The 18224-nt window shown below is 69.9% G+C and carries 15 protein-coding genes and 1 tRNA gene; 5 read left to right on the top strand and 11 right to left on the bottom strand.

Annotated features, from left to right (window positions below; all coding sequences use genetic code 11):
- Positions 1 to 175: 175 nt before the first annotated feature.
- Positions 176 to 1609, top strand: coding sequence for an aminotransferase class V-fold PLP-dependent enzyme (locus tag FBY22_RS31155; RefSeq protein WP_142151312.1), 1434 nt, complete (start codon positions 176 to 178; stop codon positions 1607 to 1609).
- Positions 1606 to 3066, top strand: coding sequence for a lysine N(6)-hydroxylase/L-ornithine N(5)-oxygenase family protein (locus FBY22_RS31150; RefSeq protein WP_142151311.1), 1461 nt, complete (start codon positions 1606 to 1608; stop codon positions 3064 to 3066). Before FBY22_RS31155 ends, FBY22_RS31150 begins: the two co-directional genes overlap by 4 nt.
- Here the strand turns inward: FBY22_RS31150 and FBY22_RS31145 are convergent.
- Positions 3063 to 4868 (bottom strand): bifunctional UDP-sugar hydrolase/5'-nucleotidase, encoded by a 1806-nt coding sequence (locus tag FBY22_RS31145; protein WP_142151310.1) that lies wholly within the window; start codon positions 4866 to 4868, stop codon positions 3063 to 3065. The genes FBY22_RS31150 and FBY22_RS31145 overlap by 4 nt on opposite strands.
- A gap of 150 nt (positions 4869 to 5018) precedes the next feature.
- On the opposite strand from FBY22_RS31145, the gene FBY22_RS31140 reads away from it, so the two are divergent.
- Both FBY22_RS31140 and pyk read left to right on the top strand, forming a co-directional pair.
- On the top strand, positions 5019 to 5723 hold the full coding sequence (locus FBY22_RS31140) for an SIMPL domain-containing protein (protein ID WP_142151309.1): 705 nt from the start codon (positions 5019 to 5021) through the stop codon (positions 5721 to 5723).
- Between the two features lie 128 nt (positions 5724 to 5851).
- A complete protein-coding gene (pyk, locus tag FBY22_RS31135; protein ID WP_142151308.1) occupies positions 5852 to 7288 on the top strand; it encodes a pyruvate kinase in 1437 nt (478 codons plus the stop codon).
- 55 nt (positions 7289 to 7343) lie between these two features.
- Here the strand turns inward: pyk and FBY22_RS31130 are convergent.
- Positions 7344 to 7416, bottom strand: a tRNA-Leu gene (locus tag FBY22_RS31130).
- Positions 7417 to 7518: 102 nt separating this feature from the next.
- On the opposite strand from FBY22_RS31130, the gene FBY22_RS31125 reads away from it, so the two are divergent.
- On the top strand, positions 7519 to 8175 hold the full coding sequence (locus tag FBY22_RS31125; protein ID WP_142151307.1) for an ANTAR domain-containing response regulator: 657 nt from the start codon (positions 7519 to 7521) through the stop codon (positions 8173 to 8175).
- Positions 8176 to 8250: 75 nt separating this feature from the next.
- On the opposite strand, the gene FBY22_RS31120 is transcribed toward FBY22_RS31125, so the two are convergent.
- The 9 genes from FBY22_RS31120 to FBY22_RS31080 form a co-directional block, all read right to left on the bottom strand.
- The gene (locus FBY22_RS31120; protein ID WP_142151306.1) at positions 8251 to 8967 is read right to left on the bottom strand and encodes an ABC transporter ATP-binding protein; all 717 of its coding nucleotides are present in this window, start codon (positions 8965 to 8967) and stop codon (positions 8251 to 8253) included.
- A complete protein-coding gene (locus FBY22_RS31115) occupies positions 8964 to 9875 on the bottom strand; it encodes an ABC transporter ATP-binding protein (protein WP_142151305.1) in 912 nt (303 codons plus the stop codon). The genes FBY22_RS31120 and FBY22_RS31115 overlap by 4 nt, the downstream gene beginning before the upstream one ends.
- A 6-nt stretch (positions 9876 to 9881) precedes the next feature.
- Positions 9882 to 11708 carry a branched-chain amino acid ABC transporter permease gene (locus FBY22_RS31110; protein ID WP_142151304.1) on the bottom strand — a complete coding sequence of 609 codons (1827 nt, stop codon included), beginning with the start codon at positions 11706 to 11708 and terminating at the stop codon, positions 9882 to 9884.
- Between the two features lie 5 nt (positions 11709 to 11713).
- Positions 11714 to 12646, bottom strand: a complete 933-nt coding sequence (locus FBY22_RS31105; RefSeq protein ID WP_142151303.1) for a branched-chain amino acid ABC transporter permease — start codon at positions 12644 to 12646, stop codon at positions 11714 to 11716.
- Between the two features lie 115 nt (positions 12647 to 12761).
- A complete protein-coding gene (locus tag FBY22_RS31100) occupies positions 12762 to 13991 on the bottom strand; it encodes a branched-chain amino acid ABC transporter substrate-binding protein (protein WP_174267302.1) in 1230 nt (409 codons plus the stop codon).
- Positions 13992 to 14278: 287 nt separating this feature from the next.
- Complete coding sequence (locus FBY22_RS31095) at positions 14279 to 14893, bottom strand: Tat pathway signal sequence domain protein (RefSeq protein ID WP_142151301.1); 615 nt, start codon at positions 14891 to 14893, stop codon at positions 14279 to 14281.
- Positions 14890 to 15309, bottom strand: coding sequence for a hypothetical protein (locus tag FBY22_RS31090; RefSeq protein ID WP_142151300.1), 420 nt, complete (start codon positions 15307 to 15309; stop codon positions 14890 to 14892). The genes FBY22_RS31095 and FBY22_RS31090 overlap by 4 nt, the downstream gene beginning before the upstream one ends.
- Before the next feature lie 50 nt (positions 15310 to 15359).
- Positions 15360 to 15848, bottom strand: coding sequence for a hotdog fold thioesterase (locus FBY22_RS31085; RefSeq protein WP_142151299.1), 489 nt, complete (start codon positions 15846 to 15848; stop codon positions 15360 to 15362).
- Positions 15849 to 15901: 53 nt separating this feature from the next.
- Positions 15902 to 18181, bottom strand: a complete 2280-nt coding sequence (locus tag FBY22_RS31080) for an FdhF/YdeP family oxidoreductase (protein ID WP_142151298.1) — start codon at positions 18179 to 18181, stop codon at positions 15902 to 15904.
- Between the last annotated feature and the right edge of the window lie 43 nt (positions 18182 to 18224).

Raw genomic sequence — 18224 nt, 5'->3', positions numbered from 1 at the left:
CCCGCGCACGCCGGCGGGAGGGCGGCGACCCGCCCCACCTCCCGCCGGCGGTCCAACACCTTTTCCCCGCACGGGAGTACCCCCCTTCGGGTTCCGATCGTTGAACTTTTCGGGCACGCGCGCCCATCCACGTACAAGCTGGAACTCCCCCTGTTCGCGCGTCCCGGAGGAACCCATGAGCACACCGAGCCTCGCCTCGGGCCCCGGAGGCCCGGACGCCCTGCGCCCCCTCCTCGACACCGTGCTCGACGCACTCGCCCTCGGCGCCCGCGCACGCGGCGGCCCGCTGCCGGCCGGGGGGCCCGACGCCGTCGCCGCGCGGGTGCGGGCCGCCGTGGGCGACGTACTGCCGGGGGACGGCGATCCGGACGCCCTGCGCACCCTCGTGCACGCCCTCGCCGAGGGCGCCGCCGACCCGGCCGACCCGCTGTGCGCCGCCCATCTGCACTGTCCGCCGCTGGCCGTCGCCGTGGCCGCCGACCTCGCCGCGAGCGCGCTCAACCCCTCCCTGGACTCCTGGGACCAGGCGCCGGCGGCCTCGGAACTGGAATCCCTCGTGACCCGGGCACTCGCGCGGGAGGTCTACCCGGGCCCGCCCGACGCGCGGGACGCCGACACCCTCGTCACCACCGGCGGCACCGAGTCCAACCAGCTCGCCCTGCTCCTGGCCCGCGAGACCCTCGGCGCCGGCGTCCGGCTCGTCTGCGGGGCCAACGCCCACCACTCGCTGCCCCGCGCCGCCCGGCTGCTCGGCCTGCCCGAGCCGGTGACCGTGCCCGCCCCCGCCGGCACCCTCGACCCGGCCGCCCTGGACGAGGCCCTCACCGCCGTTCCCGGACCGTGGCTCGTCGCCGTCACCGCCGGCACCACCGACGCCGGCCTCATCGACCCCCTCCCCGAGATCGCCGGCCTGTGCCGGGCGCACCACGCCCGACTGCACGTCGACGCCGCCTACGGCGGAGGCCTGCTGTTCAGTGCCCGCCGCCGCGGGCTGCTCACCGGCCTGGCGGACGCCCACACCGTCACCCTCGACCTGCACAAGCTCGGCTGGCAGCCGGTCCCCGCCGGCTTCCTCGCCGTCCGCGACGCCCGCGACCTCGACGCCCTGCGCCAGCGCGCCGACTACCTCAACGCCCCCGACGACACCGAGGCCGGCCTCCCCGACCTCCTCGGCCGCTCCCTGCGCACCTCCCGACGCCCGGACGTCCTGAAGACCGCCGTCACCCTCAAGGCCCTCGGGCGGACGGGCCTCGGCGCCCTGGTCGACCAAGTCTGCGAGCAGGCAGAGGAGTTCGCGGAGCTCGTCCGGAACGACCCCGGCTTCGAGCTCTACGACCGCCCCACCGTCAGCACGGTCCTGTTCGGGCCCGCCCACGCCCCCGACGACGCGGTGGCCGCGGTCCGCAGGCACCTCCTGGAACAGGGCCGCGCCGTCCTCGGCCGGGCCCGGCTCGACGGTCGCCTCTGGCTCAAGGCGACGATCCTCAACCCCCACACCCGACCGGCCGACCTCACCAGCCTGCTCACCGCCGTCGCGCAAGCCCTCCGAGCAGGAGAAGCAAGCCAAGAACGCGCGAAGGACCTCGCGGAAGGAAGCACCCCCCGATGAGCACCACCCCCAACCCCCACCCCCCGCACCACGAGCCCGACGCCCCCCGCGACCTGGTCGGCATCGGCATCGGCCCCTTCAACCTCTCCCTGGCCGCCCTCGCCCACCCGCTCACCGGACTCGACACGGTCTTCTACGACCAGCGTCCCGCCTTCGACTGGCACCCGGGCCTGCTCATCGACGGCGCCCGCATCCAAGTCCCCTTCCTCGCCGACCTGGTGACCCTCGCCGACCCCACCAGCCCGTGGACCTTCCTCAACTACCTCAAGGACCGCGGCCGCCTGTTCCCCTTCTACTTCGCCGAGCGCTTCCACATCCAGCGCACCGAGTACGACGCCTACTGCCGCTGGGTCAGCGACCACCTGCCGGGCCTGCGCTTCGGCCACCAGGTCGACGCCGTCCGCTGGAACCCCGAACGCGACCTGTTCGAGGTCGACTTCACCCAGCTCGACAGCGACGGGGAGGCCGAGGCCCTCGGCCGTACCTACACGCGGAACGTCGTCCTGGGCATCGGCACCGAACCGTACGTGCCCGACCCCCTCAAGCCGCTCGTCGAGGCCCCGGCCGTCCCGGTGTTCCACGCCGCCGACTACCTCGCCCACCGCGACACGATCCTCGCCGCCGGTCACGTCACGGTGATCGGTGCGGGCCAGTCCGGCGCCGAGATCTTCCTCGACCTGCTGCGCACCCGCCCCGCCGGCCGCGAACGGCTGCACTGGCTCGGCCGTACCGAGGCCTTCGCGCCGATGGAGTACTCCAAGCTGGGCCTCGAACACTTCACACCCGACTACACCAGCTACTTCCACGCCCTCCCCGAAGGCGTCCGCGACCGCCTGGTCACCACCCAGTGGCAGCTGCACAAGGGCATCGACGCCGACACCCTCGCCGCCATCCACGACGAGCTCTACCGCCGCACCCTGCACGGCGGCTGGCCCGACGCCGTCCTCACCCCGGGCGTCCGCGTCCGCACGGCGGGCAGGATCGCGACCACCAAGGTCGAACTCCACCTGGAGCACACCCAGCAGAACACGCGATCCCGCCTCACCACCGACGCCGTCGTCCTCGCCACCGGCTACCGCGAACGCCCCCTCGACCGCATCCTCGCCGGCCTCGACCCCTACCTGCGCCGTGACAGCCGCGATCGTCCCGGGGTCGACGAGTCCTTCCGTCTGGTCTGCGACCCCTCGGTCACCGGCTCGGTGTACGTCCAGAACGCCGGACGCCACACCCACGGCGTGGGCACCCCCGACCTCGGCCTCGCCGCCTGGCGCAGCGCCGCCATCCTCAACACCCTGAGCGGCGAGGAGGCCTACCCGCTGCCCGCGCGGACGGCGTTCACCACCTTCGGACTCGACGAACAGCGGCCGCCCGCGCCCGTCGTCCCGCAGGCCCGGCAGGCGCAGGTCCTCACCCCGCTCGTGGACGGCAGGCAGGAGACGTTCCGGACGACGATCTAGAAGACCGGCGTGCCGTTCCTGGTCAGCTTCCAGTCCACCGACGCGAAGTCCTTCGGGTCCAGCACGCCCTTCGCCGTCACCCACTCCGCGATCCGCGTACGGATCTCCGTCGACTCCGACCACAGCTCCTGCGCGGACGCCACGTGCGGGAAGGCCCCGCCGCCGTTGGCGCGGTAGTTGTTGACCGCGAACACGAACTGCTGCGCGTCGTCCAGCGCGGCGCCGCCGTACGTGAGGTTCTTGATCCGCGAACCGGCCGCCTGCGCGATGTCGATGTCGTACGACAGCCCCGACACGTAGTCGTAGTTGTAGTCCGGGCGGTTGCCGGCGTTGGTCAGCTTCTCCACGTCGACGACCGCGTCCGGCGCGGTCTGCACGAAGTACTCCGCCGAGTACTCCAGGTACGCCCGGATCTGCGCGCCCGTCAGCAACTTGGCGACCAGCGTGTTGTCGTACACGTAGAGGGACGACAGGTCCCGGATGGTGACGGCGCCGGCCGGGATCTCCGAGGTCCGCGAGAACGGCGAGGCCTGTGCGATCACCGGCAGCGAGGCGTGCTGCGTGCCCGCCAGCGCCGCCTTCACCACGTCCTCCTGCACCTTGGTGATCAGGTCGATGATCGGCGCGTCCTTGTAGCGTGCCTCCACCGTCGTCAGCGTCTCGGTGGCCCGCCCGACGACCTGGTTGACGTACTCGACGACCTTCGCGTGCTCGTCCGTCAGCAGCTTGGTGATCTTCGGGTCGTCGGCGACCGTGTTGGAGTTCAGCACCTTCGACGACACCGACTCCACGGTCCACCGGCCCTTGGCGAAGACCAGCTCGACGTCGAACACGGACAGCCGCTCCGCGTAGGCCAGCGGCTCCGACAGCACCACGGACTTCCCGGTCCTTGTGTTGGTGACCTTCAACTCCGGGATCTCCACGTGCGCGTGGCCCACCAGGATCGCGTCGATGTCCGGCACCTGCTGGGCGACCAGCGCGGCCGAGTTCTCGACGTACGGCACCTGGTCGCCGTACGAGGACGTGCCGGACGAGCCGCTGTGCGCGGACACGATCACCACGTCGGCGCCCATCGACCTGAGCTTCGGCACCCACTTCGCGGCCTGCTCCTCGAGGCCCGGGAACTGAAGCTTCCCCTGGACATACGCCTTGTCCCAGATCGCGATGCCCGGGTTCGTCAGACCGAGCACCGCGACCTTGACCGGCGGTGCCCCCGGCACCCGGAACTTCTTGATGAAGTACGGCGGGAAGGCGGGCTTCTGCGTCTTCGCGTCCACCGCGTTCGCCCCGAGCAGCGGGAAGCGCAACTGCTCCTCGAACTTCCGCAGGGTCTCGATGCCGTAGTTGAACTCGTGGTTGCCCAGTGCTGCCGCGTCGTACCCGATCGCGTTCATGGCCTGCGCCATCGGGTGCACCGGCCCGCCCTCGGCGGTGATCGGGTCCACCTTCGCGTAGTAGTACGTCAGCGGGGTGCCCTGAATCGTGTCGCCCGCGTCCAGCAGCAGGGTGTTGCAGCGGCCCTTCTCCTCGCGCACCTGGTTCACCAGCGTCGAGATCCGGGCCAGGCCCTGCGCGTTGCCGGCCTTGTCGGCGTACTCCGCGTCCTTGAAGTAGTCCCAGTTGAAGACGTGCCCGTGCAGGTCGGTGGTGCCCATGACGGTCAGCGAGTACCGCTTGGCGGGCTTCTTCGCCGGCGTGCCGGGCGCCGCCTGCGCCGCCGGAGCCGCCGCCGCGCTCGCGATCGCCACCCCCGCTCCGGTCGCGGCCGACTTCTTCAGGAACTTCCGCCGGTTCAAGGGCATGTCTCGATCTCCTCGGGAAACGGTCAACAACGCGCGTAGATTCTGACCCGAGCATGGCAACCGGCAACAGACCCGCCAGGTTTCGATCCGGTGACCTCTCGCGCGCCGACCGGCCCCGGCGACGGACCGGAGAGTGACACAGTGGGGCGTATGACCACGCCCGCACCGGACGACCCGCGCCCCGCCCCCTATGGCACCCCGGACGCCCCCCGCATCGCCGTCCGCGGCGAGGCCCACCTCGAAGTCGACCCCGAGATCGCCCGCATCGGCGTCACCGTCGCCTCCCGCGGCAAGGACCGCCGGGCCGCCCTCGACGACCTCACCCGCCGCAACGCCACGGCCCTGGACCTGATCAAGTCCTACGGCGAGGCCGTGGAGCGCGTCGAGACAGGGGCCTTCTCCATCAGCCCCGAACTGAAGGACAAGGGGCGCGGGGAGCGCGTCCACGCCTACCACGGCCGCGTGCACATCACCGCCGAGCTCACCGACTTCACCGCCCTCGGTGAAGTCACCACCCGACTGGCCGACTTGGAACTGACCCGGGTGGACGGTCCGTGGTGGGCGCTGCGCCCCGGCTCCCCGGCCCACCGGGAGGCCCGGCAGCAGGCGGTGCGGGAGGCGGTGCAGCGGGCGAGGGAGTACGCCGAGGCGCTCGGCACGTCGCTCGTCGCCCTCGTGGAGCTGGCGGACATCGGCGCCGAGGACGCCCAGCCCTACCGCGGCCGGATGCGCTCCATGGCCTACGCGGCGGGCGCCGAGGACGCCCCGGCCGCGCTCGACCTCGAACCCCAGCGGCAGACCGTGCAGGCCGCGGTCAACGCCCGCTTCACCATGGCTCCGCCCACATTCCAGTAAGCCGCGGAATGCTCATCGGAGCACCCCAGCGCACAATTCAATACTTGTCAACGGCCTTTCACTCAGAGGTTGTTGAGTAGTCATCCACGACCAATTCCCTACCCGCCGGTAAGGCCTAGGGTCGAATCATGCGCCGAGCAAAGATCGTTTGTACTCTGGGACCCGCAACCGACTCGTACGACCAGATCAAAGCCCTGGTCGAAGCCGGAATGGACGTCGCCCGACTCAACCTCAGCCACGGCACGCACGCCGAGCACGAGGAGCGGTACCGGCGCGTCCGCAAGGCCGCCGACGAGACCGGCCGCAGCGTCGGCATCCTCGCCGACCTTCAGGGCCCGAAGATCCGGCTCGGCCGTTTCGCCGAAGGTCCCGTACTCCTTGAACGCGGCGACACCTTCACCATCACCGTGGAGGAGGGCGCCGAGGGCGACCGCCACTCCTGCGGGACCACCTACGCCGGCCTCGCCGCCGATGTCACCGCGGGTGAGCGCATCCTCGTCGACGACGGCAAGGTCTGCCTGGAGGTGACCTCCGTCGACGGCCCCCGCGTCCGCACCCGGGTCGTCGAGGGCGGGATGGTCTCCGACCACAAGGGCCTCAACCTCCCCGGCGTCGCCGTGTCCGTGCCCGCCCTGTCCGAGAAGGACGAGGACGACCTGCGCTGGGCCCTGCGCACCGGTGCCGACGTCATCGCCCTGTCCTTCGTGCGCAGCGGCCGCGACGTCGAGGACGTGCACCGCATCATGGACGACGAGGGGCGCCGGCTGCCCGTCATCGCCAAGGTGGAGAAACCGCAGGCGGTGGAGGCCATCGACGACATCGTGGCCGCCTTCGACGGGGTCATGGTCGCGCGCGGCGACCTGGGCGTCGAAATGCCCCTGGAGCAGGTCCCGATGGTCCAGAAGCGTGCCATCAAGCTCGCCAGGCGCAACGCCAAGCCGGTGATCGTGGCGACGCAGATGCTGGACTCCATGATCGACAACTCCCGCCCGACGCGTGCGGAGGCCTCGGACGTCGCCAACGCGGTCATTGACGGCACGGACGCGGTGATGCTCTCCGGCGAGACCAGTGTCGGCAAGTACGCCGTCGAGACGGTCCGGACCATGGCGAAGATCGTCGAGGCCGCGGAGGAGGACGTCCTCGCCAAGGGCCTGCCGCCGCTGACCGAGAGCAACAAGCCCCGCACCCAGGGCGGCGCGGTGGCCCGCGCGGCCGCCGAGATGGGGGACTTCCTGGGCGCCCGTTTCCTGGTCGCCTTCACCCAGTCGGGCGACACGGCCCGCCGCCTCTCCCGCTACCGCTCGCCGATCCCGCTGCTGGCCTTCACCCCGGAACAGGCCACCCGCTCCCAGCTCAGTCTGACCTGGGGCGCGGAGACCTTCCTGGGCCCGCACGCGGACTCGACGGACGCCATGGTCGACCAGGTGGACGAACTCCTGCTGAAATACGGCCGCTGCGAAAAGGGCGACATCGTGGTCATCACCGCGGGCTCACCGCCCGGTGTTTCGGGCGCGACGAACATGGTGCGGGTTCACCACATCGGAGAGGACGACAGCCCCAAATAGAAAAGGCGCCCGAAAAAAGGCACCTCAGAACGCGACCTTGAAATAGAAGGAAAAGTACCCCGGGTCGGATTCGAACCGACGCTGGATGGTGTTTGAGACCATTGCCTCTACCGCTGGGCTACCGGGGCTCCCTGTGAAACAAAGGTCGGCGGTCACCCGCCGTGCCCCCACCTTACCGCAGCTGGGTACGCTCTTGTCAGCAGTACCCCTGCCCTGAACAAGGAGCCCCCGTGACCTCCCCCGAGTCGCCCCAGCCCGTAGACGCGCCCGACGACGACAAGTCGCACGTGCCTCCGCTGACGACCCGTGTCGTCATCGCCGAGGACGAGGCCCTCATCCGGCTCGACCTCAAAGAGATGCTGGAGGAAGAGGGATACAGCGTCGTCGGCGAGGCCGGCGACGGCGAGCAGGCCATCGAACTCGCCCGAGAGCACCAGCCCGACCTCGTCATCCTGGACGTGAAGATGCCCAAGCTCGACGGCATCTCCGCCGCCGAGAAGATCGCCGAGGAGCGGATCGCCCCGGTCCTGATGCTCACGGCCTTCTCGCAGCGGGACCTGGTCGAGCGGGCCCGGGACGCCGGCGCCATGGCCTACCTTGTCAAGCCCTTCAGCAAGAGCGACGTCGTACCGGCGATCGAGATGGCCGTGTCCCGGTTCACCGAGCTGAAGGAGCTGGAGAACGAGGTCGCCGACCTCACCCAGCGCCTGGAGACCCGCAAGCTCGTCGACCGCGCCAAGTCCATCCTGCAGACCGAGTACGGCCTGACCGAGCCGGCCGCGTTCCGGTGGATCCAGAAGACCTCCATGGACCGCCGCATGTCCATGCAGCAGGTCGCCGAGGCGGTCATCCAGGACGCCGACGAGAAGAAGGCCGGCAAGGGCTGACCTCGTCACCGACAGCGGTGAGGCCCGCGTCCCCGGAAACCGGGGGCGCGGGCCTCGTCGTACCGCCCGAAGGCCTCAGTCCTCGCCGAGGTAGGCCTTGCGCACCGACTCGTCGTGCAGCAGGTCCTGACCGGTGCCGGACAGGACGATGTTGCCGACCTCCATGACATGACCGTGGTCGGCGAGCGAGAGCGCCGCCTGGGCGTTCTGCTCGACCAGCAGGATGGTCGTGCCCTGGGACTTCAGCTCGGCGATCGTCGCCATGATCTTCTGCATCATGATCGGCGACAGACCCATGGAGGGCTCGTCGAGCATCAGCAGCTTCGGCTGGGACATCAGGGCCCTGCCCATGGCGAGCATCTGCTGCTCACCACCGGAGAGGGTGCCCGCGGCCTGCCGGCGACGCTCTCCCAGGATCGGGAAGAGCTCGTAGGCGCGCTGGATGTCCTTCTCGATGCCCGCCCGGTCGCTGCGCAGGAACGCGCCGAGGCGCAGGTTGTCCTCGATCGTCATGCGGGGGAAGATGTGCCGCCCCTCGGGGGAGTGCGCGAGGCCGAGGGAGACGATCTGGTGGGCGGGGGTCTTCTTGAGCGACTTGCCGTCGAACCTGATCTGACCGCCCACCGGCTTGAGCAGCCCGGACAGGGTGCGCAGGGTGGTGGTCTTGCCGGCGCCGTTGGTGCCGATCAGGGTGACGACCTCGCCCGCGTCGACCTTGAAGGAGATGCCCTTCACGGCCTCGATCTTGCCGTAGGCGACGCGGAGGTCCTCGACCTCCAGGAGTGCGGTCATCGGTCGTTCTCCTTGCCGGGCGCGGCGTCCCTCGGGGCGTCGGCGTGTACTTCGGCGGCGTCGACCTCGGCGGCCTCGTCGTCGCCGGGGGAGCCGTCGAAGGGCTCCCCGAGGTAGGCGGCGATCACGCGCTCGTCGCCCTGCACCGTCGCGCTGTCGCCCTCGACGAGCTTCTCGCCCTGGACGAGGACGGCGACGCGGTCGCAGAGGTTGAAGATGAACCGCATGTCGTGCTCGATGACCAGGACGGCGATGCCCATGTCACGGATGGCGAAGACGAGTTCCTCCGTGGCCCGCGTCTCCTGCGGGTTCATGCCGGCGGTGGGCTCGTCGAGCAGCAGCAGTCCCGGCTCGCTCGCGAGGGCGCGGGCGATCTCCAGCTTGCGCTGCTCACCGTAGGGGAGGTTGCGGGCGAGGTGGTCCGCCTTGCTCGCGAGGCCGACGAACTCCAGCAGCTCCATGGCCCGTGCCCGGGAGGCGTTCTCCGCCCGGTGGAAGCCGGGGAGGCGCAGGACCGCGGACCAGAATCCTTCCTTCGTCCGGGTGTGGCGGCCGACGAGCACGTTCTCCAGCACCGTCATGTTGGCGAACAGACGAATGTTCTGGAAGGTGCGCGCGATACCGGCCGCGGTGACCTTGAAGGACTTCGGAGGCAGGACCTCGTCCTTGTAGCGGACCTCGCCCTCGGTGGGGATGTAGAGGCCGGTCAGGCAGTTGAAGAAGGTCGTCTTGCCGGCGCCGTTGGGGCCGATGAGGCCGACGATCTCGCCGCTGTTGACGGTCAGGTCGACGTTGCGTACGGCGGTCAGACCGCCGAAGCGCATCGTGACGCCGCGGGCGTCGAGGACGGCCTGACCGGGGGCGGTGGCGCCCGGGGTGGTGCCCTGGGTGGTGGTGTCGGTGGTCATGTGTGGTCAGGCCCCTGTCTTGCTGAGGACTGTGGGCGCTTCGGCCTCTTCGTGGAACTCCAGCTGACGGCGCCGGTTGGCGACGAGGCCCTCCGGGCGGAAGCGCATCAGCAGGATGAGCGCGACACCGAAGGCGAAGAGCTGGTAGTCGCCGAGGAACTGGAGTTTGTTCGGGATCAGGTAGAGCAGGGAGGCGCCGATCAGCGGACCGCCGATGGTGCCCATGCCGCCGAGGACGACCGCGGCGAGCAGGAAGGCGGAGTTCGGCGGGATGGGCCCGGCGAACTGGTACTGCTCGGGGGTGACGGTGTAGGTCACGTGGGCCTGGACCGTACCGGCGAGACCCGCGAGGGAGGCGCCGACGGCGAACGCGATCAGCTTCACGCGGAAGCCGTTGATGCCCATGGCCAGCGCGGCGGTCTCGTCCTCGCGGATGGCGACCCAGGCGCGGCCGATACGGGAGTCGCCGCTGCGCCGGAAGACGAGGACCACGACGGCCGTGATGAGCAGCATCAGCAGGAAGTAGTTGGCGAACCGGCCGATGGTGAAGCCCGCGATGGTGTGCGGCGCGCCGAGGTCGAACCCGAGGATGGTGAGGTTCGGGATCGAGGAGATGCCGTTGGAGCCGTTGGTCAGGCTCGGTCCGGAGGTCCCGTCGAGGTTGTTGGCCGTGATGCGGAAGATCTCACCGAAGCCGAGCGTCACGATGGCCAGGTAGTCGCCGCGCAGTCGCAGGGTCGGGGCGCCGATCAGGACACCGAAGACCAGCGAGGCCGCGGCGCCGACGAGGACGGCCGCCCAGAACGGGAAGTGCACCCCGAACGGCGAGCTGGGAGAGCCGGAGACCAGGGCCGCGGCGTAGGCGCCGACACCGAGGAAAGCGACGTAACCGAGGTCGAGGAGGCCGGCGAGGCCGACGACGATGTTCAGGCCCAGGGCGACGGTGGCGAAGATCAGGATGTAGACGCCGATGGTCGCGTACTGGTCGTCGGTCTGGGTGAACGGGAACAGCGCCGCCGCGATGAAGGCGCCCCAGACGGTGATCGTCTGGTGCCGCGAGGTGATCTCGGTGGCCTGGGCGACGAGACCGGACTTGTTCAGGGCGGTGAAGCCGAAGCCGGCCGTGATCAGGAAGCCGACGAAGAGCTCGTCGTACTGGGTGCCGATGCCGTACGTGAAGACCAGCAGGCCGAGCGCCATCACGACGGCGATGACCAGGATCTCGACATAGGTCGGGAGCTTGCCGACGGGCCGCGGGGAACGCGCGGAGAAGGCGGTCTTGACGGTCTCCCACTTGTGCGAGGACCGGTTCTTGAACTGCTCCCAGGAGTCGTCGTCGGGGTCGATCGGGTCGGGCGCGGGGTGCTCGAACGGCAGCGCCAGGGCGCCGACGAACGCGGCGAGCGTGGCGATCGCCACCACGTAGCCGCCCGGGTCGAGGTTGGCGACGCCGCCGAGCTCGACGCTGATCGCGATGACCGTGTACCAGGCGGTGGCGAAGGCGGCCAGGGCGGCGAACTTCAGCGCCGCGTCACCGCCGGAGGGGACGATGTACCGCAGTCCCTTGACGCCGTGGCCGGCCAGCGCGAAGAGGGTGGTCAGCACGCCGCCGATGAGGACGAGGACCTGCAGGCCGCCCGGGTAGCCGTAGACCGTGAGATCGCCGGGGAAGGCGGAGGTCCAGGTCCACGACATGAAGGTGGAGATGATCGTGAGTGCGCCGCCGCCGACGGCGAGTGCGCGGCCGATGTGCGGCGGGATGCCGATGAGGCCGGCCGGGGCGGGAGCGGCGGGGGTGCCCGGGGTCTCGGGCGCGGTGGTCTGTGTGGTCATCGGTGTCACGCCCTGTCCGCGACGCGCTCGCCGAGCAGACCCTGTGGCCTGAAGAGGAGCACGAGGATGAGGAGTACGAAGGCCCAGACGTCGGCCCAGGACTGGCTGCCGAACTTTTCCATGCCCGGGATGTTGGAGATGTAGGCGGAGGCCAGCGTCTCGGCGATACCGAGGACGACACCGCCGATCATGGCTCCGTAGATGTTGCCGATGCCGCCGAGCACGGCCGCGGTGAACGCCTTGAGGCCCAGGATGAAGCCCATACGGAAGTTGACCTCGCCGTACTTCAGGCCGTACGCGACGCCGCCGATGGCGGCGAAGGTGGCGCCGAGGGCGAAGGCGATCACGATGATGCGGTCGGTGTTGACACCCATCAGCTTGGCGGTGTCGGGGTCCTGGGCGGTGGCCTGCATGCCACGTCCGGTGCGGGTCTTCATGACGAAGTACGCGAGGACGGCCATGCTGATGGGCGCGGCGACCAGCAGGAAGACGTCGCCGGTCTGGATGGTGACGTCACCGATGTGGAACGGCCCGCCGTCGATCTGCGGGAACGTCACGGAGGACTTCGCGTCGGGGTACCAGGCCCAGACCGCCTGCTGCAGGGCGAGCGAGAGGCCGATGGCGGTGATGAGCGGGGCGAGACGTGGCGCGTTGCGCAGGGGACGGTAGGCGAACCGTTCCGCCCCCACCGCGACCGTGACGGCCACGATGATGGCGCCGACGATCATCAGGGGCAGGGCGATCGCCATGGAGGTGCCGTCCGGCAGGACGTACAAGTAGACCGTCAGAGCGCCGAACGCTCCGGTCATGAAGATCTCGCCGTGGGCGAAGTTGATGAGCTGGACGATGCCATAGACCATCGTGTAGCCGATGGCGACCAGCCCGTACATGGATCCCAGTAGCAGGCCGTTGACCAGCTGCTGCGGCAGTTCGTTCACCGCATGTCCTCCGAGACTATTCGGATGATTTTCGACGGATGGAGCCGGATGCGAGAACGCGCGGGGCGCCAGTGGAACAGCGCCCCGCGCGGCTCGTGAGTGGTGCGGGAGTGGGTCAGCCGGTGAAGGTACCGGACTTGACGGCCGCCCAGGCACCGTTCTTCACGGCGTAGACGGTGAGCTGCTTGTTGGTGGCGTCACCGAACTCGTCGAAGGAGACCTTGCCGGTCACTCCGTCGAAGGAGACGTTCTGCATGGCGGCGGTGACCTTGGCACGGGCGTCCGAGGGCAGCTTGCCGTTGTTGTCGTCGACGACCTTCTTCACGGCCTGGATGATCGCCCAGGTCGAGTCGAAGGAGTAACCGCCGTAGGCGCCGTACTCCTCCGAGTAGCCGCCCGCCTTGTAGTCCGCGACGAACTTCTTCGCGGAAGGCAGGGTCTCGACCGGGGCACCGACCGAGGTGGCGAGGTCGCCGGTGGCCTTGGCCCCGGCCAGCTTGATGAAGGTCGGGTCGAAGATGCCGTCACCGCCGGCCAGCGGGATGTTGGCACCGGCGGCCTTGATCTGCTTGCTGAGCGGGCCGGCCTGCGGGTACTCACCGCCGTAGTAGACGGCCTCGGCACCGGAGTTCTTCACCTGGGTGGCGACCGAGGAGAAGTCCTTGGTGTCGGGGTTGATGTGCTGCGTGCCGACGACCGTACCGCCGAGCTTCTTGAACTCCTGCGTGAAGGTCGCGGCGAGGCCGGCGCCGTAGGTCTTCTTGTCGTCGATGACGAAGACCTTCTTCTTCTTGGCCGTGTTGTAGATGTACTCGGCGGCGAACGGGCCCTGGATGGCGTCCGTGGTCGCGGTGCGGAAGTACGACTTGAACGGGCGGACCTTCTTGCTCTGCCAGGCGTCGCCCTGGGTGAGCGCCGGGTTGGTGTTGGCCGGGGAGACCTCGACCAGCTTCGCGTCGTCGAACACCTTCTGCATGGACTGCGCCACGGAGGAGTTCAGCGGGCCGACGACGCCCAGGACGCTCTTGTCGGCGACGAAGGCCGAGGCGTTCTGCTGGCCGGACGACGCCTGAGCCTGGTCGTCCTTGGCGACGAGCTTGAAGGTGACCCCGTCGACGGTCTTGTCCTTGTTGGCCGTCTTGACCGCGAGGTCGGCGGAGTTCTTGATACCCAGGCCCAGCGCGGACAGGTCGCCGGTCAGCGGGGCGTCGACTCCGATGGTGACGGTGGTGCCGCCGCTGCCGGAGCTGCTCTTGTCGCCGCTGTCGCGCGAGCCGCAGGCGGTGAGGGTGAGTGCTCCCGCCGCCAGCGCGGCGGTGATGGCGATGAGCGAACGTTGACGCACGATCAGTCCTTTCCCTGGCACGGCCCTTCCCTCTGGAAGTGGCCGAGTCCCTGCGCCGTGCCGAAGTGCTTTTTCGGCTGCACGGTGACTGGCCGTGACTCTAAGCGGGTGGAGGAACCCGGGAGGAGGGTCTGGGGGAGGCTGTGACTCCTTCGTTATGACACGAGGTAATGCAGAGCGGTGCTCTGTGGGCAGTACAGCAGAATTCCGGCCGATTCGCCCAGTCCGCATTCTGAGAACCTGCAGGACCCGACGGGATCTGTCATGTGCTTCGAGGCTTTTGGTAATTACCGGGAACGGTGCCTGCAGATGCCTTGCAGGGCGGTGGAGAGGTGTTGCGCATAGCGCTGTCCGAGGATGTAGCTGTGGACTTCTATTGCACGCTTATTACGCAGAGTTACGTCCAGGAAAGGCAGTCCGGCGCTTTCTGGCGCTTTCCGGCAATCCGTGACGTGCATGGTGATCACGACGTTCCGTGTGCCGCCCGCCCGGGCGCGAAAGGGAGCAAGCGGTTCCGACGTCAGTGAGATGCCGGGGTAGGGCTGACTGATGGAACGCACCGTCACCGGTGGGCCGGACTCGACACTCAGAGCGACCGCGAAGCTGAAGCTGCGGGGGCGTACCCCCTTTGGGGTGGCCACCGGTTCCAGATAGGTGACGTCGACGACCTGGGACGGGTACGGCGGTGCGGCGGGCGCCGGTGCGTGCGGCCGGGTCAGATACAGATAGCCGCCGGCCGCGAGCAGGACGGCCGCCGCGGCCGCGGCGAGGGCCCCACGGCGGTGCCGGTCGTACCACTGCCCGAACCGGCCGCGCGGGCGGGGAGGGGAGGGGGAGTCGTCGTCCGTGAGGTCGCGGGCCCGGGTGCCCTCACCGGGCTCGACGGGGCCGACGCCGCTCATGACCAGGGTCCGTTGCTCGGGCCGCCGGTGCGGTACCAGTCGCGGCAGCCGGCGCGCGCCTCGCGGCCGATCAGCTCGTCGGCCGCGCGGGCGCCGTGCTTCTTCTTCTCCACCCGGGCGGCGTCGACCACCTCGCGCAGGATGTCGTACTGCCCGTTGGACAGGCCCATCGTCTGGTAATCGCCGTAGCTGTGGCTGTCGAGCACCTCGCGGGACCAGTGGGCGACGACGCGGGTGCACAGGTCCTCGGGCGAGGTGGTCGCCGCGGCCGGCGTGGACGCGGTCGTGCGCCCGGCGGTCGAGCCTCCCGCGGAGCCCGGATCCCCGCACCCGGCGCACAGCCCGGCCGTCACCACTGCCAGTGCCAGCCCGAAGCCGAACACGAGACCCGGCCGGGTGGCTCCTCCCGTTCTCATGGCACGACGCTATGGCCTGATCGCCGGATGCGGCCAGAGGGGGGCCGCCGTCAGCCCGCGGTGCCCGTCGGCACCCCGTCGCCCTGCCGCACGTCCCGCAGCAGACAGGTCAGCCGCGCGGTGCACACGCGCCGCCCCTCCTCGTCGCTGATCACGATCTCGTACGTCGCCGTCGAACGCCCCTGGTGCACGGGCGTGGCCACCCCGGTCACCATCCCGGAACGCACGCCCCGGTGGTGCGTGCAGTTCAGGTCGACGCCGACCGCGATCTTGGAGCTGCCGCCGTGCAGCATCGAGCCGACGGAACCGAGCGTCTCGGCGAGCACGGCGGAGGCGCCGCCGTGCAGCAGCCCGTACGGCTGGGTGTTGCCCTCCACCGGCATGGTGCCGACGACACGGTCGGCGGAGGCCTCCAGGATCTCCACGCCCATGCGCGTCCCGAGATGTCCCGCGGAGAACAGGGCCGGCAGGTCCACGCCGAGGGCGGCGTACTCGTCGATGACCTCCTGCGGGAACCTCACGTGCTGCTGCTCGCCCATGGGCCGTGCTCCGTTCGTCCGTGATCAGTCGTGCGGCCTGACTGAGCAAACGCTCAGTCGGTCGACGATTGTTCCAGACGCACCACCACGGACTTGCTGGCCGGGGTGTTACTGGTGTCGGCGGTGTGGTCCAGCGGGACCAGGACATTGGTCTCCGGGTAGTAGGCGGCCGCACATCCCCGCGCCGTCGGGTAGTGCACCACCCGGAAGCCCGGCGCCCGCCGCTCCACTCCGTCCCGCCACTCACTGACGAGATCGACGTACGAACCGTCGGCGACCCCCAGCCTCCGGGCGTCCTCCGGGTTGACCAGGACCACCCGGCGGCCGTTGCGGATGCCCCGGTAGCGGTCGTCGAGGCCGTAGATCGTGGTGTTGTACTGGTCGTGCGAGCGCAGCGTCTGCAGCAGCAGCCGGCCCTCGGGCAGCCCGGGGTACTCCACGGGGGCCGCCGTGAAGTTCGCCTTCCCGGTCTCCGTGGGGAAGCGGCGCTCGTCGCGCGGGGCGTGCGGAAGCGCGAAGCCGCCCGGATGCGACACGCGCGCGTTGAAGTCCTGGAAACCGGGGACCACGCGCGCGATGCGGTCGCGGATGGTCGCGTAGTCCTTCTCGAACTCCTCCCACGGCACCGTGCTGCCCTCGCCCAGGACACGGCGGGCCAGCCGGCACACGATGGCGGGCTCGGACAGCAGATGCCCGCTCGCCGGCTCCAGACGGCCGCGGGAGGCGTGCACCATGCCCATGGAGTCCTCCACGGTCACGAACTGCTCGCCGCCGCCCTGCAGATCCCGCTCGGTACGGCCCAGGGTCGGCAGGATCAGGGCACGCGCGCCCGTGACCACGTGCGAGCGGTTCAGCTTCGTCGACACGTGCACCGTGAGGCGGGCGCGCCGCATGGCGGCCTCCGTGACCTCCGTGTCGGGGGAGGCGGAGACGAAGTTGCCGCCCATGGCGAAGAAGACCTTCGCCCGGCCGTCGCGCAGTGCCCGGATGGCCTCGACGACGTCGAAGCCGTGCTCGCGCGGCGGCGCGAAGCCGAACTCCTTCTCCAGCGCGTCCAGGAAGGCGGGTGCGGGCCGCTCGAAGATGCCCATGGTCCGGTCGCCCTGCACGTTCGAGTGACCGCGCACCGGGCACACGCCCGCGCCCGGGCGGCCGATGTTGCCGCGCAGCAGCAGGAAGTTGACCACCTCGCGGATGGTCGGCACCGAGTGCTTGTGCTGGGTCAGCCCCATCGCCCAGCACACGATGGTGCGCTTCGAGGCGAGCACCATGCCGAGGGCCCGCTCGATCTCCTCGCGCGTGAGACCGGTTGCGGCCAGCGTCTCGTCCCAGTCGGCGGCCTCGGCCGCGGCCGCGAACTCCTCGAAGCCGTGCGTGTGTTCGCGGACGAACTCCTCGTCGACCGCGCCCTCGGTCTTGAGGATCAGCTTGTTCAGGAGCCGGAAGAGGGCCTGGTCTCCACCGATGCGGATCTGCAGGAACAGATCGGTGAGGGCGGCCCCCTTGAGCATGCCCTGCGGCGTCTGCGGATTCTTGAACCGCTCCAGCCCGGCCTCGGGCAGCGGGTTGACGGTGATGATCCGGGCACCGCCCGCCTTGGCCTTCTCCAGGGCGGTGAGCATGCGCGGATGGTTCGTGCCCGGGTTCTGCCCCGCCACGATGATCAGGTCCGCCTTGTAGAGGTCCTCCAGCAGGACGCTGCCCTTGCCGATGCCGATCGTCTCCGACAGCGCCGACCCGGACGACTCGTGGCACATGTTGGAGCAGTCCGGCAGGTTGTTGGTACCGAGCTCGCGCGCGAACAGCTGGTAGAGGAACGCCGCTTCGTTGCTGGTACGCCCCGAGGTGTAGAAGACGGCCTCGTCCGGGGAGCCGAGCGCGGCGATCTCCTCGGCGACGATGTCGAAGGCCCGCTCCCAGCTCACGGGCTCGTAGCGGTCCCCGCCCTCGGGCAGGTACACGGGATGTGTCAGCCGCCCCTGCTGGCCCAGCCAGTACCCGCTCCTGCCCGCGAGGTCGGCCACGGTGTGCGCGGCGAAGAACTCCGGGGTGACCCGGCGCAGGGTGGCCTCCTCGGCCACCGCCTTCGCGCCGTTCTCGCAGAACTCCGCCGTGTGCCGGTGCTCCGGCTCCGGCCAGGCGCAGCCCGGGCAGTCGAAGCCGTCCTTCTGGTTGACGTTCAGCAGCGTCAGCATCGTGCGCCGCACACCCATCTGCCGCTGTGCGATGCGCAAGGTGTGCCCGATGGCCGGAAGGCCCGCCGCCGCGTGCTGCGGCTCGGCGACCTGCGGCGCGTCCTGAACCGGATCGCTCTTGGGCGGCTTGGTGGCCATGGCGCCATCTCCTTCAGCTGCGCATGTGGGTACGCCTTCGATC

It is taken from the genome of Streptomyces sp. SLBN-31, from assembly GCF_006715395.1.
GTDB lineage: Bacteria > Actinomycetota > Actinomycetes > Streptomycetales > Streptomycetaceae > Streptomyces.
This window is presented reverse-complemented; position numbering and strand designations above follow the sequence as displayed.

Coding starts and splice junctions, on each gene's coding strand:
- FBY22_RS31155 (WP_142151312.1), top strand. CDS start 176: ATGAGCACACCGAGCCTCGCCTCGGGCCCCGGAGGCCCGGACGCCCTG.
- FBY22_RS31150 (WP_142151311.1), top strand. CDS start 1,606: ATGAGCACCACCCCCAACCCCCACCCCCCGCACCACGAGCCCGACGCC.
- FBY22_RS31145 (WP_142151310.1), bottom strand. CDS start 4,868: ATGCCCTTGAACCGGCGGAAGTTCCTGAAGAAGTCGGCCGCGACCGGA.
- FBY22_RS31140 (WP_142151309.1), top strand. CDS start 5,019: ATGACCACGCCCGCACCGGACGACCCGCGCCCCGCCCCCTATGGCACC.
- pyk (WP_142151308.1), top strand. CDS start 5,852: ATGCGCCGAGCAAAGATCGTTTGTACTCTGGGACCCGCAACCGACTCG.
- FBY22_RS31120 (WP_142151306.1), bottom strand. CDS start 8,967: ATGACCGCACTCCTGGAGGTCGAGGACCTCCGCGTCGCCTACGGCAAG.
- FBY22_RS31115 (WP_142151305.1), bottom strand. CDS start 9,875: ATGACCACCGACACCACCACCCAGGGCACCACCCCGGGCGCCACCGCC.
- FBY22_RS31110 (WP_142151304.1), bottom strand. CDS start 11,708: ATGACCACACAGACCACCGCGCCCGAGACCCCGGGCACCCCCGCCGCT.
- FBY22_RS31095 (WP_142151301.1), bottom strand. CDS start 14,893: ATGAGCGGCGTCGGCCCCGTCGAGCCCGGTGAGGGCACCCGGGCCCGC.
- FBY22_RS31090 (WP_142151300.1), bottom strand. CDS start 15,309: ATGAGAACGGGAGGAGCCACCCGGCCGGGTCTCGTGTTCGGCTTCGGG.
- FBY22_RS31085 (WP_142151299.1), bottom strand. CDS start 15,848: ATGGGCGAGCAGCAGCACGTGAGGTTCCCGCAGGAGGTCATCGACGAG.
- FBY22_RS31080 (WP_142151298.1), bottom strand. CDS start 18,181: ATGGCCACCAAGCCGCCCAAGAGCGATCCGGTTCAGGACGCGCCGCAG.